At 65.7% G+C, this 14,547-nt stretch carries 15 protein-coding genes; 7 read left to right on the top strand and 8 right to left on the bottom strand.

The window, feature by feature from the left end; translation table 11 throughout:
- Positions 1-46 precede the first annotated feature (46 nt).
- The 3 genes from ACIGJG_RS16555 to ACIGJG_RS16545 all read left to right on the top strand — a co-directional run bounded on the left by ACIGJG_RS16555 (position 47) and on the right by ACIGJG_RS16545 (position 2,325).
- Entirely contained in the window at positions 47-736 is a 690-nt protein-coding gene (locus tag ACIGJG_RS16555) for a type II secretion system protein N (protein WP_140949206.1), read from the top strand.
- 170 nt (positions 737-906) lie between these two features.
- Positions 907-1,479, top strand: a complete 573-nt coding sequence (locus ACIGJG_RS16550; RefSeq protein ID WP_011299346.1) for an EF-hand domain-containing protein — start codon at positions 907-909, stop codon at positions 1,477-1,479.
- 354 nt (positions 1,480-1,833) lie between these two features.
- Positions 1,834-2,325: an Lrp/AsnC family transcriptional regulator gene (locus tag ACIGJG_RS16545; protein ID WP_011299345.1), complete on the top strand. Its 492-nt coding sequence runs from the start codon at positions 1,834-1,836 to the stop codon at positions 2,323-2,325.
- An 82-nt stretch (positions 2,326-2,407) separates the two neighbouring features.
- On the opposite strand, the gene ACIGJG_RS16540 is transcribed toward ACIGJG_RS16545, so the two are convergent.
- Entirely contained in the window at positions 2,408-3,106 is a 699-nt protein-coding gene (locus ACIGJG_RS16540; RefSeq protein ID WP_011299344.1) for a GNAT family N-acetyltransferase, read from the bottom strand.
- Positions 3,107-3,482: 376 nt separating this feature from the next.
- On the opposite strand from ACIGJG_RS16540, the gene kefF reads away from it, so the two are divergent.
- Positions 3,483-4,031 carry a glutathione-regulated potassium-efflux system oxidoreductase KefF gene (kefF, locus tag ACIGJG_RS16535; protein WP_483673090.1) on the top strand — a complete coding sequence of 183 codons (549 nt, stop codon included), beginning with the start codon at positions 3,483-3,485 and terminating at the stop codon, positions 4,029-4,031.
- Complete coding sequence (gene kefC, locus ACIGJG_RS16530; RefSeq protein ID WP_011299342.1) at positions 4,028-5,836, top strand: glutathione-regulated potassium-efflux system protein KefC; 1,809 nt, start codon at positions 4,028-4,030, stop codon at positions 5,834-5,836. The genes kefF and kefC overlap by 4 nt, the downstream gene beginning before the upstream one ends.
- A 19-nt stretch (positions 5,837-5,855) precedes the next feature.
- Here kefC and ACIGJG_RS16525 read toward each other — a convergent pair whose 3' ends face one another.
- From ACIGJG_RS16525 to paaA, 7 genes are all read right to left on the bottom strand, one after another.
- Positions 5,856-6,491 carry a TetR/AcrR family transcriptional regulator gene (locus tag ACIGJG_RS16525; protein WP_011299341.1) on the bottom strand — a complete coding sequence of 212 codons (636 nt, stop codon included), beginning with the start codon at positions 6,489-6,491 and terminating at the stop codon, positions 5,856-5,858.
- Between the two features lie 72 nt (positions 6,492-6,563).
- Positions 6,564-7,358, bottom strand: coding sequence for a DUF1835 domain-containing protein (locus ACIGJG_RS16520; RefSeq protein ID WP_011299340.1), 795 nt, complete (start codon positions 7,356-7,358; stop codon positions 6,564-6,566).
- A 146-nt stretch (positions 7,359-7,504) separates the two neighbouring features.
- Positions 7,505-8,593 (bottom strand): 1,2-phenylacetyl-CoA epoxidase subunit PaaE, encoded by a 1,089-nt coding sequence (gene paaE / locus ACIGJG_RS16515; RefSeq protein WP_220631102.1) that lies wholly within the window; start codon positions 8,591-8,593, stop codon positions 7,505-7,507.
- Positions 8,594-8,627: 34 nt separating this feature from the next.
- Positions 8,628-9,170: a 1,2-phenylacetyl-CoA epoxidase subunit PaaD gene (gene paaD / locus ACIGJG_RS16510; RefSeq protein WP_011299338.1), complete on the bottom strand. Its 543-nt coding sequence runs from the start codon at positions 9,168-9,170 to the stop codon at positions 8,628-8,630.
- 13 nt (positions 9,171-9,183) lie between these two features.
- Positions 9,184-10,026, bottom strand: coding sequence for a 1,2-phenylacetyl-CoA epoxidase subunit PaaC (gene paaC / locus ACIGJG_RS16505; RefSeq protein WP_011299337.1), 843 nt, complete (start codon positions 10,024-10,026; stop codon positions 9,184-9,186).
- A 12-nt stretch (positions 10,027-10,038) separates the two neighbouring features.
- Positions 10,039-10,326 (bottom strand): 1,2-phenylacetyl-CoA epoxidase subunit PaaB, encoded by a 288-nt coding sequence (gene paaB / locus ACIGJG_RS16500; RefSeq protein WP_011299336.1) that lies wholly within the window; start codon positions 10,324-10,326, stop codon positions 10,039-10,041.
- Between the two features lie 22 nt (positions 10,327-10,348).
- Positions 10,349-11,353, bottom strand: coding sequence for a 1,2-phenylacetyl-CoA epoxidase subunit PaaA (paaA, locus tag ACIGJG_RS16495; protein ID WP_011299335.1), 1,005 nt, complete (start codon positions 11,351-11,353; stop codon positions 10,349-10,351).
- Between the two features lie 225 nt (positions 11,354-11,578).
- On the opposite strand from paaA, the gene ACIGJG_RS16490 reads away from it, so the two are divergent.
- Both ACIGJG_RS16490 and ACIGJG_RS16485 read left to right on the top strand, forming a co-directional pair.
- Complete coding sequence (locus ACIGJG_RS16490; protein WP_483672547.1) at positions 11,579-13,786, top strand: VTT domain-containing protein; 2,208 nt, start codon at positions 11,579-11,581, stop codon at positions 13,784-13,786.
- The gene (locus ACIGJG_RS16485) at positions 13,747-14,526 is read left to right on the top strand and encodes an endonuclease/exonuclease/phosphatase family protein (protein ID WP_140953102.1); all 780 of its coding nucleotides are present in this window, start codon (positions 13,747-13,749) and stop codon (positions 14,524-14,526) included. Before ACIGJG_RS16490 ends, ACIGJG_RS16485 begins: the two co-directional genes overlap by 40 nt.
- The last annotated feature ends 21 nt before the right edge of the window (positions 14,527-14,547 follow it).

Below are 14,547 nucleotides of genomic sequence, written 5' to 3'. Positions count from 1 at the left end.
CTCTGATACGCTTGGCGCATTCCATGTCGAGCGTATCCCTGATTCCGTGCAACTCTCCATCCGGCCCGCCCTCCGTCTCGATGCTGCGGCCTGGTTGCCGCGTGCAGCCAGTCTGGTTCTCTTCATCGCACTGTGCGCACTGGCGACCCGCTGGGTACTGACCTTCAGCGCGATGCGCACGATTCCGGTGCCGCAGTCCGCCCGTGTGGCGCAGACCGAGGCCGTGGAGACGGGCGCCGTGGCCACGCTGTTCGGCGGCTCGGCGCAGGGCGGTGTTCGCGACGTGCAACTGATCGGGGTCGTGGCGGATGTCGCCGATGGCGCCGGCGCTGCAATCGTGTCGCTGGACGGCGGGCCGCCCAAGGCGGTGCGCGCCGGCACGGCACTATCCGCACAAATTCGTCTTGTTGAAATCCACGGCCGTTCCGTGGTGATCGAACGCAACGGCGTTCGCCAGGAAATCGCGCTGCCGGTGCAGACCGGCGCCGCGCGTCCCGGCTCGGCTCCGTTGCCCGCGACGCCACCCTCCGGCGCAGCCGCGCCACTTGCTACCCCGATGACACCGCCCGCGCCGGCGGTCAGCCAGCCACCTGTCCAGTCTGTACAACCCTCGGCGTCCGCCGCCGTGCAGCAACCGGCGGCGCAATCGCACACGCAGGAAATCGATCAGCGCCAGCTTCAGCCCGCCATGGCGCCGGCCGTACCCCCGGCCGATCCCCTCGTGCCGAAGAACTGATCCCGCAGCGCCGGCTGTTCAGTGTGCCTGCAATATTCCGGATCCCTTGCAATCGCTTACGGCCGACAGCCCTATCTGTGAGCCGCGTAACATCGTATTAAAACCGCCAACTTCCCCGCATCGTCCGCGTTCTAATCCGTACATGCCCACGTGATGAAAAGGAGCAAGACATGCAAGGCAAATCCAAGCCGCAGATTCTCAAGCACTTCCTGGCCGCTTCCGCCGCGTTCCTCGTCGCCGGCGGCGCGTTTGCCCAAGCCGCCACCACCGCGCCTGCACCGGCGCCGCGTGGCGGGATGCATCACCACATGGATCACGGCGGTGGCATGTGGATGAAATCGATCGACACCGACGGTGACGGCGCAATTTCCAAGGCCGAGGCCGACGCGCTCTTCAACCGCATCGACACCAACCACGACGGCAAGCTCGACAAGAGCGAGATGGCTGCCTATCGCAAGACGATGATGGAACAGCGTCGCGCCGAGATGCAGAAGGAATTCGATGCCAAGTTCAAGGCGGCTGACAAGAACGGCGATGGCGCGCTGACCAAGGATGAGGCCAAGGCAGGCATGCCGCACCTGGCGGAGCGTTTCGACCAGCTCGACGCGAACCATGACGGCAAGCTGACCCAGGATGAAATCAGGGCCGGCATGCAGAAGATGCATCAGGAACGCATGCAACGCATGCCGCGCGGCCCGGGCGCGCCGGCTGCACCGGGAGCCCCTTCCAGCAGCGGCGGCTGAACCGGTTCGATAGTCCCGGGATGACCGGGACAATGGCTGCGATGCGCGCGCGACCTTCACGGGTCGCGCGTTTTTCTTTTGGCGCCTGTCGCTGACGCCGGCATTTTCGCCGTAAAACGTCGGAACAACCGTAGAATGCCCGCTGCCTGTGTGGCGGGCTTGGCACCATCCTTGCCTTCCCCACGTCGATCGGATGGGTCGGCAAATCCGCCTACCCGGCACCCTGTTTCGCTGAAGGAGTGATGGATACGGCGTCAAATCTGACGGATTCCACAAAAAATTGCGTACTTGTGCACAACTTGCTAAATTTGCGCAAAAAAATTGCAAATAAACATATTGCGGAGCAACGAAATCGTGAGCAAGGTGGAGTTGGACAAGATCGACCGGAAGATCCTGGAGGTCCTGCAGACCAACGGCCGGTTGACCAACCTGGAGGTGGCCGAGCGCGTGAACCTGTCGCCGAGTCCGTGCTTGCGGCGTATCCGCAGGCTGGAGGAGATCGGCGTGATCCGCCAGTACGCGGCGCTGCTCGAGCCCGGCAAGATCGGCCTGGGCCTGCTGGCCTATATCAATGTGCGGCTGGAAAAGCACGGCGGCGCACCGAAGGGCAAGGCGCCGCTCGATCTGTTCCGCGCGGCCATCGGCACCTGGCCGGAAGTCGCGGCGTGCCATGCCATGACGGGCGAAATGGACCTGCTGCTCAAGGTCTATGTCGAGGACATGGAACACTTTGCGCGCTTCATGCAAGAGCAGTTGCTGGCGCACCCGTCCGTGATCGACGTTCGCTCCAGCTTTGCGCTGGAAAGCATCAAGGACACCACCGCATTGCCGGTGGCCGGGGGCTGAGCGCGCGGCCAAAACAAAAACGGCGCATCGTCACGATGCGCCGTCTGGCGTGGGGCCGGTGTCAGGCCGGGCCGCGGTGATATCAGGCGGTGCGCTTCTGCGGCACCATCGAGCGCCAGAAGCGCAGCCCGAAGCGGCGTGCGTCGCGCAGGTTGCGGCGCACCAGGTAGTCTAAATCGGCGACCTGCTCGTCCAGCGCCTCGGTCAGGCGGCTCATGGTGTCCGCAGGCGGCAGTTCCAGGTAGGCGTCGGCTTCGCCGTACGCGTACTGCACCTTCATGCCGGCCTTCTTGGCGATGTGCATCATGGCCGCATTGCGCGACAGGCAGTGCATGTAGAGCGTGCGCACGCTGGTGTTGCGGCCGTGGATGGCGGCGCGCTCGAACAGCGCGCTGCCTATGCCGCGCCCGCGCGCGCTCTTCGACACGGAGACGCCGAATTCCGCCACGCGGCCCTGCGCGTTGTCGCGCAGGTTGGCGAAGTGGCCGACGCCGACCAGCTCGAGCTTCTCGTCATACACACCGAACACGGAATCATGGTCGAAGTCGATGCTGTCGACATACGCTTCGATCACGTGGTTGCCCACGGATTGGCCGAAACGGAGCAGGCGATCCTCCTCGCCCAGGGCGAGGAAATGCTTCAGCAGGCGCGAGCGGTGATGGGCGGCCAGCTCGCGCACCAGAACGGTGGCGCGCTGGGCGGCCTGTGCGGCTTCGGCTGCTTTGCGCAGATCTTCGTCGGTAACGGCGCCGACGGCCTTGCTCAGTTCGAGCGGATTCACGATGTTTCCTTCCCGGTGCAATCCGGTGCAATCAGCGATAAAAATAGCACCGCTGTGGTATTCGTCTAGGCACTTTTCGCATCACTGCGTGCCAGATTAGGGCAAACACTATATTGATGCAATTTGAAAAGTATTGTAGCGGAACTGTCAGTTCGGCGTAAGCTTCCCGCGTCGCAGCAGCGCTGCGCGAACCCGATTTGGATAAAAACCTTCATTAAAATCAAAAACTTGAGAAAATGTGATCGATTGTTGCAGCTGTCCGGCTGTGGATTTGCTGCAACGCCGCATTCCGTTCTGTCGCGGTGCCCCCGCTGCGATAGGTACGCCTGAAATTTCGGACTAAACCGCCGTGACGAAAAGCGAATCTCCGATTGTTGTGATCTATGCGCACCCCACGCCAGGCCGTTCACGGGTCAATCGCCCGTTGGCAGAGGCGCTCGCCTCACAGCCTCACATTGATGTGCGCGACCTCTATTGCCGCTATGTCGATTACGACATCGACGTCGTGGCCGAGCAGCGCGCGCTGGCTGCCGCGGACACGGTAGTTCTGCAATACCCGGTGCACTGGTACAGCGTGCCACCGCTGCTGAAGCTCTGGCTGGATGAAGTGCTGGAGTACGGCTGGGCTTATGGCCCCGGCGGCACGGCGCTGCGCGGCAAATCCATGCTCGCTGTGGCGAGCACCGGCGGGACCTTCGACTCCTATGGGCCGGAAGGCAACCACGGCCATCCGATCGAAGCGTTCCTGCTGCCGCTGGAACAGACGGCGCGCCTGTGCGGCATGGACTGGCTGCCGCCGCAGGTCCTGCACGATGCCGACAACACCGACACTCAGGCGCTGGCCGAGCATATTGCGCACGTTTGCAGGCGCATCGGCGCTCATACGGATAGCCCGGTAGCGGCAGGCGCGGAGGTGCGTGCATGAACCAGCATGATTTCCTGATTGCACTGGTGGTGTTCCTGGTGGCGGCCGTGGTCGCCGTGCCGCTTGCGCGCCGCACCGGGCTTGGCGCGGTGCTGGGGTACCTGCTTGCCGGCGCTGCCATCGGCCCGTTCGCGCTGCGTATGGTGACCAATGTCGAGTCGATCCTGCATTTTTCGGAATTCGGCGTAGTGCTGATGATGTTCGTGATCGGCCTCGAGCTGGAGCCGCGCAAGCTATGGGCGCTGCGGCGGAGCATCTTCGGCTATGGCGGCATCCAGCTGGCGGCGTGCGCGCTGGTGATCGGCATCCTCGCGGCGCTTGTGGGAGCGCCATGGCCAGTGGCGCTGGTGGCGGGGCTCGGGCTGGCGCTGTCATCCACGGCCATTGCGCTGGCCACGCTGGGCGAGCGCAACCTGTTCGGCACGCCTGCGGGTGGGGCGAGCTTCGGCATCCTGCTGTTCCAGGACATCGCGGCGATTCCGATGATCGCGCTGCTGCCGCTGCTGGCGGCAGAGAGCGCGGCCGACGCCAGCGGCGGTGGCTGGCAGTCCGCAGCCAAGGCCGTGGCGGTGATTGCCGCCGTGGTTTTCGGCGGCCGCTACCTCGTCCGTCCGGCCTTGCGCTTCATCGCGCGGACCGATATGCGCGAGATGTTCACTGCGTTCGCGCTGCTGCTGGTGGTGGGCATTGCGCTGATGATGGATGCGGTGGGCCTGTCGATGGCGCTGGGGACTTTCGTCGCCGGCGTGCTGCTGGCCGATTCCGAGTACCGTCATGCGCTCGAGGCCGACCTGGAACCGTTCAAGGGCCTGCTGCTCGGCATGTTCTTCATGGCGGTCGGGATGTCCATCGACTTCGCCGTGCTGGCGCGCGCGCCGGGCACGGTCCTTGGACTGGTGGCTGTGTTCGTAGTCGCCAAGACCGCGGTGCTGATGTTCCTGGGCCGCTATTTCGAGATCGCACGCGGACAGCGGCTGCTGTTCGCGCTGCTGATCTCCCAGGGCGGCGAGTTCGCCTTCGTCGTGTTCGGCGTGGCCGGCACGGCAGGCCTGCTGCCGCGCGAGACCGAGGCGCTGCTGGTGCTGATCGTGGCCTTGTCGATGGTAGCCACGCCCTTGCTGCTGCTGGCCTATGACCGTCTGGTGGCGCCGCGCCTCGGTGTGACCAAGCGCCGTGCGGATGAGGCCATCACGCCGCAGGACAACCCCGTGATGATCGCCGGCTTCGGGCGTTTCGGGCAGATCATCGGCCGCTTGCTGTACGCGCAGGGCGTCGGCGTGACTGTGCTGGACCACGATCCCGACCAGATCGAATTCCTGCGCCAGTACGGCTTCAAGATCTTCTACGGCGACGCCACGCGTCTGGACCTGCTCGAAGCAGCGGGCATTGACAAGGCACGCATCCTGATCGTGGCCATCGACGGCATGGACGACAGCCTGCAACTGATCGACCGCGTGCGCGAGCGCTATCCGGATCTGCAGATCTATGCGCGCGCGCGCCATGTCTCACACATCTACCAGCTCAAGGACCGCGGCGTGAACCTGTTCGAACGCGAGATGTTCGAGGGTTCGCTGATGCTGGGCCGCCGCGTACTGGAAGGGCTGGGCTTCGATCCGGCGGAGGCCCGCAACGTGGCCTTGCGTTTCCGCCGGCACAACATCCAGGCCATCGACCGCTTCTATCCGCATTACACGGACCAGAAGAAGCTGGTGTCGCTGGCGCGCCAGGCGCGCGACGAACTGCAGGAGATGTTCCGCCAGGACCGCGAGCAGCGGCGCCAGCGGGAAGAGGCCGAATGGTCCTGATGGAGGCGCTGGCCCGCGTTCAGCGCCGCGCCAGCAATTCCGCGGACGCGGCGGCCTTGCCCGGCAGGCCGCCTTCGAGCAGGTCCACGACCATATCGGCAAACGCCCCGTAGGACAGCTTGCCGCCCGGCTTGAGCCAGGTGAAGGTCCAGTTGATCATGCCGAACACGGTCATGGTCAGCGCGGTCTGGTTTTCGCGCGTGACGCGCTCCGGGTAGGCGCGCCGCAGCATGCGCGAGAACGCCGCAACCACGTCGCGCTCGCGGCCGAGGATCAGGTCACGCTGTTCCTCGGCCAGGAACTTGACGTCGTTGATCAGCGCGATATGGCGCGTCTGCGAGTTCTCGTACTCGGCCAGGAATGCGCGGATCAGGCTGGCGAAGCTCTCGCGGTCGGTGCGGCCCTGGCGTTCGGAGTCGGCCTCGACCTCGGTGACGATCAGCATCAGCCGACGCGTGTAGCGGTCCAGCAGGTCGAACAGGATCGCTTCCTTGCTCTCGTAATAGTGGTACAGGCGCGCCTTCGACGTGCCGCACGCGGCGGCCAGGTCGGCCATCGAGGTGCTTGGGTAGCTGCTGTTGGCAAAGGCGGCGGCCGCCAGTTCCAGGATCTGCTCGCGCTGTGCTTCGAAATCGGGTGCCTTGGTTCGCGCCATGTCGTTCCGGCAGGGAGTGTCCGGGAAGGGGAAATAAGAAGGAGCGGGCTGGTCCGCTAATCCGCTATTCCGTTATTCCGCGCTGGCAATCACGTGCCGGCGCAGCTCGCAGGTATCCAGCGAATCCGCGTTGCCGCGCAGGACCATGCGGCCCATGGAGATCAGCTCGCGGCAGCGCCAGAACACGAACCAGTCGCTGGCCAGCAGGCCTTCGATGGCGCCCATCACGCTGCCCACGACTTCGGCGGCAGGCGTCCACTCGGACGGCGCGCGCTCCATGATGATGTCATCGATGCTGTGGTAGGCCGCTGCCACCAGCGTATTGCCCTTCCACAGCCGCACGTCGGCGTTTTCGCGCACGTTCTGCTGCCATTCGTAGCCGAGCCGGCCCAGGCGCAGCACGGACACCGGCGCGATGGTCGAGAAGCGCCGCGCCAGCCGTGCCGGCGAATACATGCCGATGGCGGCCAGCCCGGCCTGCGGCGGCAGTTCCAGTTCACGCAGGTCCATCGCGACTTCATTGATGCGCTGGGGCGCCTGGTAGAGGTGGAATACGACCCGGCGCAGCATCAGCTGGTCGGCCGCGCTCTGGCCGTGCCAGATCGCGATTTCCATGTCGCTCTGGCGCAGCTTCTGAAGCTGGTCGAGCGCCTGGCGCATTTCGGCGGCGAAATCGATGTCGGTGTGCGGAGCCACGCGTTGCCAGAAACCGGAACGGATCGACCCGGTGCTGTCGACGTCCACGAGCGGGCCCACGGCAAGGTCGTCGCGCAGCACGACCACGGGGTCGGGCCGGGCAGCCTGGGCCAGCGCCTGGCGCAGGGTATTTCCGGCGACATCGCCGTTGACGACGTGGATATATTGCATGGCCGTGATTGTATATGCGTGGGACGGTTCTCAGTCACCTCCAGGCGTCCGCAACGCGCTCCCTTCCCATTGTAATCACGGCGCGACTTGGGCAGCCGGGCGTGCCAGACACCGCGCGCGGCCCGGCGCACGTTTGACGCGGCGGCTCAGCGTTCGTCGTAGCTGACCACCACGCGGGGCGTGAGCGCGCGCGCCTGGCAGGTCAGGACGAAGCCCTTTTCCATTTCCCACGGCTCCAGCGTGTAGTTCTTTTCCATCTCGACCTGGCCTTCCAGCACCTTGGCCCGGCAGGTGCAACACACGCCGCCCTTGCACGCATAGGGCAGGTCCAGCCCGGCGGCCAGCGCCGTGTCGAGCACTTTGCCGTCCTCCATCGGCAGGCGCATGGTGTGCTGCTTGCCATCGAGCACCACGACCAGCTCGGCCGTGCCGGCGTCGTCGGCATGGGCGTGGGGGGGCGCGCGCTTTTGGCGGTCCACCGGCACACCGAACCGCTCGGCGTGGATGCGGTGCGGATCCAACCCGGCATCGCGCAGCGCGGTTTCGACCTCGTCGATCATCGAGGCCGGTCCGCACACGAACGCCGCATCGATGCCGTCCACCGGGATCAGCGTCTGCAGGAAGGCCGTGACCCGGGCGTGGTCGAGGCGCCCGTGCAGCAGGTCGACTTCCTGCGGCTGGCGCGACAGCACGTGGTACAGCGTGAAGCGCGACAGGTACTGGTTCTTCAGGTCTTCGAGCGCTTCGGAAAAAATGATGCTGTCGACATTGCGGTTGCCATAGACCAGCGTGAAGCGGCTCTGCGGTTCGGCCGCCAGCGCGGTGCGGATCAGCGACAGCACCGGCGTGATGCCGCTGCCCGCGGCAAAGGCGACATAGTGGCGTGCCGCGCCCGCGTCGAGCGGCACATGGAAGCGGCCGTCCGGCGTCATCACATCGATAAGCTGGCCCGGGGCCAGCGTGTCATGGAGGTGGCTCGAAAACACGCCATCCTCGACGAGTTTTACTGCCACGCGCAGCTCACCGCGCTCGGCATAGTCCTGCACGCCGCAGCAGATCGAGTACGAGCGGCGCAGGTCCTGGCCATCGACCGGGGCCTTCAGCGTCAGGAACTGCCCCTGTGTGAAGCGGTAGGCGTCGCGCAGGGTCTCGGGCACTTCGAACGCGATGGAAATCGTGTCGGCCGTCTCGGGGCGCACCTGCGCCACGCGCAGCGGATGGAACTGTGGGGTCATGGCAGCTCGCTCGGGACGGCGGGGTTGGTAACGGTTAGTAGGGTTTGAAGTAGTCGAACGGTTCGCGGCAATCGAGGCAACGGTAAAGCGCCTTGCAGGCCGTCGATGCGAAGCGCGAGATTTCCTGCGTATGGCGGCTGCCGCAGCGCGGACAGGCCACGGTATCCGGTGCGCCGGCGCGGGCGGCGCGCGGCACGAAGCGCAACGGCTGCGTGGCTGGTGCCGCGTCGCATTGCCGCGGCGGCGCAATGCCGAATTCGCGCAGGCGTTCGCGTGCGGCGTCGCTGATCCAGTCGGTCGTCCACGCCGGCGATAGCGCCGTGCGGACGCGCCAGGGCCCGAGTCCTGCCGCGTCGAGGGCCTGGCCGATGTCCTCGGCGATCTGCGACATGGCCGGGCAGCCCGAATACGTCGGCGTGATGGTGACTTCGAGCGTCGCGCCGTCGGCTACGGCAATATCGCGCAGGATGCCGAGGTCCCGAATCGATACCACGGGGATTTCGGGGTCGGGCACCGACTCCAGCGCAGCCCACGCGCGCGTGGTGCGTTCGGCGTCGGAAAGCGCAACAGTGTTCATATCGGGCCCCGTGCTACCACTGCGCGCCAGGATGGGCCCGCGCGAGGCTCTGCATTTCGGCCAGCAGGTAGCTCATATGTTCGGAATGCAGTCCATGCTTGCCAGTCGAAACAAAGGCGTTCGGCACCGGCTTTTCCAGCGTGGCCTCCGCGAGAGTTTCGTCGACCGTCGCTTCCCATGCGTCGCGCAGGTCGGTAGTCGGCACCGCCACGCCCTGCGCGGCGGCGAGCTGCTCCACGTCGTCGCCGGCAAAGCATTCGTTCATGTACGGCATCAGATGGTCGAGCGCGCGCTGCATGCGCAGGTGCGAAGCCTCGGTGCCATCGCCAAGGCGCACCATCCAGCCAGCGGCGTGGTGCAGGTGATAGCGCGCTTCCTTGACCGATTTCGCCGCGATAGCGGCCAGCTCCGCATCGGTACTCGCCTGCAGCACGTTCCACAGTTCCACCATCAGCGCGCTGTACAGGAAGTTGCGCGTGATGGTGACGGCGTAGTCGCGGTCGGTGCTGGCGGTGCCTGCCAGCGGGCCGCTGTGTGGCAACTCGGCCAGCGTCCAGTTGCAGAACTCGCGTTCGGCGCGCCAGTACGCGTAGTTGTCCTCATGGCGCGGCCTGCCGGTCAGCGCGCCTTCCAGCTCGCCGGCATGGGCATAGAGCAGCCGCGCCTGGCCGATCAGGTCCAGGCTGATATTCGCCAGCGCGATGTCTTCTTCCAGCACCGGGCCATGGCCGCACCACTCGGCGTTGCGCTGGCCGAGAATCAGCGCGTTATCGGCGAGCCGCAGCACGTAGCGCAGCGCGGCCGTGCGCTCAGGCGGCAGATGCGACAGCGTGGTGTCGGTCGTCGGGGTCATCATGGTGCCGGGCCCTTACATATGGTTGACTTCGTCGGGTAGCTGGTAGAAGGTCGGATGCCGGTAGATCTTGTCGGCCATCGGGTCGAACAGCTCCGGCTTTTCCTCGGGCGCACTGGCGGTGATAGCGGTGGACGGCACCACCCAGATCGACACACCTTCCTGGCGGCGCGTATAGACGTCGCGCGCCATGTGCAGCGCCTGCTGGGCATCGGTGGCATGCAGGCTGCCGCAATGCTTGTGCTCCAACCCCTGCTTGCTGCGCACGAACACTTCCCACAGCGGCCATTCCTTCTGCGTCATGCTGGTCTCCTTGTCCTTTGCGTCAGGCGGCTTCACGCTGTGTTTCGCGCGCGGCCTGCTTGGCCGCGTGGGCCAGCGCCGCTTTGCGCACCCAGGCGCCGTCTTCGTGGGCTTTCACGCGCGTCGCCAGACGTTCGCGGTTGCACGGGCCATCGCCGTTGATCACGCGCCAGAACTCGTCCCAGTCCAGCGGGCTGTAGTCATAGTGGCCGCGCTCGGCATTCCATTGCAGGCCCGGATCGGGCAGCGTGACGCCCAGCACCTTGGCCTGTTCCACTGTCGCGTCGACAAACTTCTGCCGCAGGTCGTCATTCGAAATCCGCTTGATGCCCCACGCCATGGTCTGCGCGCTGTTGGTGGATGCCGAATCGGGCGGCCCGAACATCATCAGCACCGGAAACCACCAGCGATCGACCGCGTCCTGCACCATCTCGCGCTGGGCGTCGGTGCCGCGCATCATCGCCAGCAGCGCGTCGAACCCCTGGCGCTGATGGAACGACTCTTCCTTGCAGATCCGGATCATGGCGCGCGCGTACGGGCCATACGAGCAACGGCACAGCGGGATCTGGTTCATGATCGCCGCGCCGTCGACAAGCCAGCCGATCACGCCGACATCGGCCCAGGTCAGCGTCGGGTAGTTGAAGATCGATGAATACTTGGCCCGGCCCGTGTGCAGCGCGTCGACCATCTCGTCGCGCGACGTATTGAGCGTCTCCGCGGCGGAATAGAGATAGAGGCCGTGTCCGCCTTCGTCCTGCACCTTGGCCAGCAGGATGGCCTTGCGCTTGAGCGACGGTGCGCGGCTGATCCAGTTGCCTTCGGGAAGCATGCCGACGATTTCGGAGTGCGCGTGCTGGGAGATCTGCCTGACCAGCGTCTTGCGGTAGGCCTGGGGCATCCAGTCCTGCGGCTCGATCTTGCTGTCGGCGGCCATGCGTGCATCGAACGCCGCCTGGCGGCTGGCGTCGTCCGCGGCTGCGGTCACCGAAGCGGGATTGCCGGGCAAATCCAGACTCTGCGTGTACATAGGAGCCTCCTTTGGCAGCGGCTGTCCCGGCTCTGACGGCCGGCTTTGCGCCTGTGGTTCGGCCCCATTATATATAAGCCGACCGGTCGGTCAATTAAATGGCATGGCAGCGGCGTGATGGCAACTTTTGCAATGGCAAGTAAGCCAGGCGCGACATCGGATCCGTGATGGCGGCATATTGGGCCCTGCCGACCGGTACGAAACTTGCGGGGTCTACCCATCAACATGACAAACGATGCCCATCCCTCGCTGCTGCGTCCCGGGCACAACTGCTGGCGCGTGGAGCCCTGCACGCGCTTTGCGATGCTGGTCGATGCGGACGCCTATTTCACCGCACTGCGGGAGGCATTGGCACGTGCGGAGCAAACCATCTATATCGTCGGATGGGATATCGACAGCCGCATGCGCCTGGCGCAAGAGGGGCCGGAAGATGGCTTGCCGGCCGAACTGCGCGACTTCCTTCATGCGCTGTGCAAGCGGCGACCTGACCTGCACGTCTACGTGCTGAGCTGGGATTTCGCCATGGTGTTCGCGTTCGAGCGCGAATTCCTGCCCGCGGCACGGCAGCACTGGGAGGCGCACCGGCGCCTGTCGTTCTGCCTGGACGGCAATCATCCGCCCGGTGCGTCGCATCACCAGAAGGTGGTGGTCATTGATCACGCGCTCGCGTTCGTTGGCGGCCTGGACCTCACCATCCGACGCTGGGACACGCCCGAACACCGCGCCGACGAGCCGCTCAGGACCGATCCCGACGGCAAGCCCTACGCGCCATTTCATGACGTGCAGTGCATGGTGGACGGCGACGCGGCGCGCGCGCTCGGCGATCTCGCCGCGGAGCGATGGCTGCGTGCGACGGGTCGCCATGCACGCGTGCCGACGGCGACTGGCGCGGACCCGTGGCCGAGCCGGGTGCCACCGGACGCCACGGATGTACGCGTCGGCATCAGCCGTACCTATCCGGCGCGCGATGATGCGCCCGCCGTCACCGAGATCCGGGAACTCCATACCGATGCGATCGCTGCCGCGCGCGACAGCCTGTATCTCGAAAACCAGTACTTCAGCTCCGCACTGATCGCCGACGCATTCGCGGCCCGGTTACGCGAATCCGACAGCCCTGACATCGCACTCGTCTCGCGCCGGACGGAAAGCGGCTGGCTCGAGGAAGCCAGCATGGGCGTGCTGCGCGCGCGCCTCTGCCGTACCTTGCGCGCCGCGGACTCACACGGTCGCTTCCGGCTTTACTGCCCGCACGTGCCGGGCCTGCGCGATGCCTGCGTCAATGTCCACAGCAAGGTGATGGTCGTTGATGACCGCCTGCTCATGATCGGCTCCGCGAACCTCAGCAACCGGTCTTTCGGACTCGATACCGAATGCAATCTCGTGATCGAATCGAACGGCGACGCGCGCATCGCCGCATCGATCCGCACCATGCGAGACCGCTTGCTGTGCGAACACCTGGCGGTCTCGCCTGATGCGCTGAATCAGGCGCTGGCCGAGCATCCCAGGCTCAACGATGCACTGCGCGCGCTGCAACGGTCGGGCGAGCGTACCCTCGTGCCGTTCATGCCAAGTGTCCCCGACGAGGTCGACGCTGCATTGCCCGACGCCTCGCTGCTCGATCCGATGGAGCCGATCGACACCGACCAGGTCATGGCCGAGTTCATCGGCCACGATGCGCGCCCGCGCGCCGCAAGCCACGTGGCGATGCTCGTTGGGTTCCTGCTGGTGCTCGCCGGCGTGGCGTTTGCGTGGCGCTATACGCCACTGCGCGAATGGGCCGATGTCCGTCATCTGCTGGTCCTGATGGAGCGCGTGGACGAGATGCCGCTCGCCCCGCTCGTGATGATGTCCGCCTATGTCGTCGGTGGGATGATGCTGATCCCGGTGAGCGTGCTGATCGTGGTCACGGTAGTCGTATTCGGGCCGTTGTATGGCGGCGCGATAGCGCTGGCGGGCACTGTGCTGAGCGCTGCGGTCGGCTACACGGCAGGGCGCCTGTTGGGTCGCAACGCCGTGCGGCGCTTCGGCGGCCGGCGGCTGAACCGGCTCAGCCAGCGCGTAGGCCAGCACGGCGTGCTTGCGATGGTGGCGCTCAGGCTGGTGCCCGTCGCGCCGTTCACGCTGGTCAATCTTGTCGTGGGCGCCTCGCGCATCCGTCTGCGCGATTGCCTGCTGGGGACGGCCATCGGCATGTCGCCCGGCATTATCGTCTCGGCGTCACTGGTGGACCGCATTGCCGCCGTAGCGCGTAACCCGGGCGCGCTGACGTTTGCGTGGCTCGCACTGGTGCTGCTCGTGCCCGTGTGTGTGTGGGTGTTGCTGCGGCGAAGACGCGAGCGCCGCCGCCGGACCACACGTGCGCACCAGCCACACGACACAGGCGTGTGCCATTCATGCGGTGTGCGCACCGCGCCGAACGAGAGAACGCGGTGAACGCGCCAGAAGCACCGCTTGCCGCCCGGCATGCCGAGATCGCGGTGGCGAGCTACAACATCCACGGCGGCGTCGGCACCGACGGTCATTTCGTGCCGAAACGCATCTGCGAGGTGCTGCGCGAGTTGCGGGCCGACCTGGTCGCGCTACAGGAAGTGGAAACCCGCGCCACCGGCTTCGATATGCTCGGCTTCCTGTCCAGGCATACTGGGCTGCATGCAATACCAGGCCCGACGCTGGTGCGCGACGATGGCGACTATGGCAATGCCTTGCTGACACGCTATGCGCCGCTGCGCGTGCGGCACATCGATCTCAGTGTGAAAGGGCGCGAACCGCGCGGTGCCATCGATGCACAGCTGCAATGCGACGCGATCGAAGCCGGCACGTTCGCGCTGCGTGTGATTGCCACGCACCTGGGCCTGCTGCCCAGCGAACGCCGCGCACAGGTGCGCCGCCTGCTGACGGCGCTGGCCGAAGTACCCGCCCAGCCGACCATCTTGCTTGGCGATGTCAACGAATGGTTTCTGTGGGGCCGGCCGTTGCGCTGGCTGCATGCCTATTTCGAGCGCACGCCGCATGTGTCGACGTTTCCGTCGCGCTGCCCCGTGCTCGCGCTCGACCGCATCTGGACGTCGCCGCGCGCGCATCTTGTCGCGGTGTCGAGCCACCGCAGTCCGCTGGCTCGACTTGCATCCGATCATCTGCCGCTGCTCGCGCAAATGCGGCTGACTTCGCGGTAAGGCACGCTGTTCCAGGGTTGC

This window comes from Cupriavidus sp. C1SS-2L (assembly GCF_057073735.1).
The sequence above is the reverse complement of the archived record's forward strand: the minus strand, read 5'-3'. Positions and strand labels throughout refer to the sequence as shown.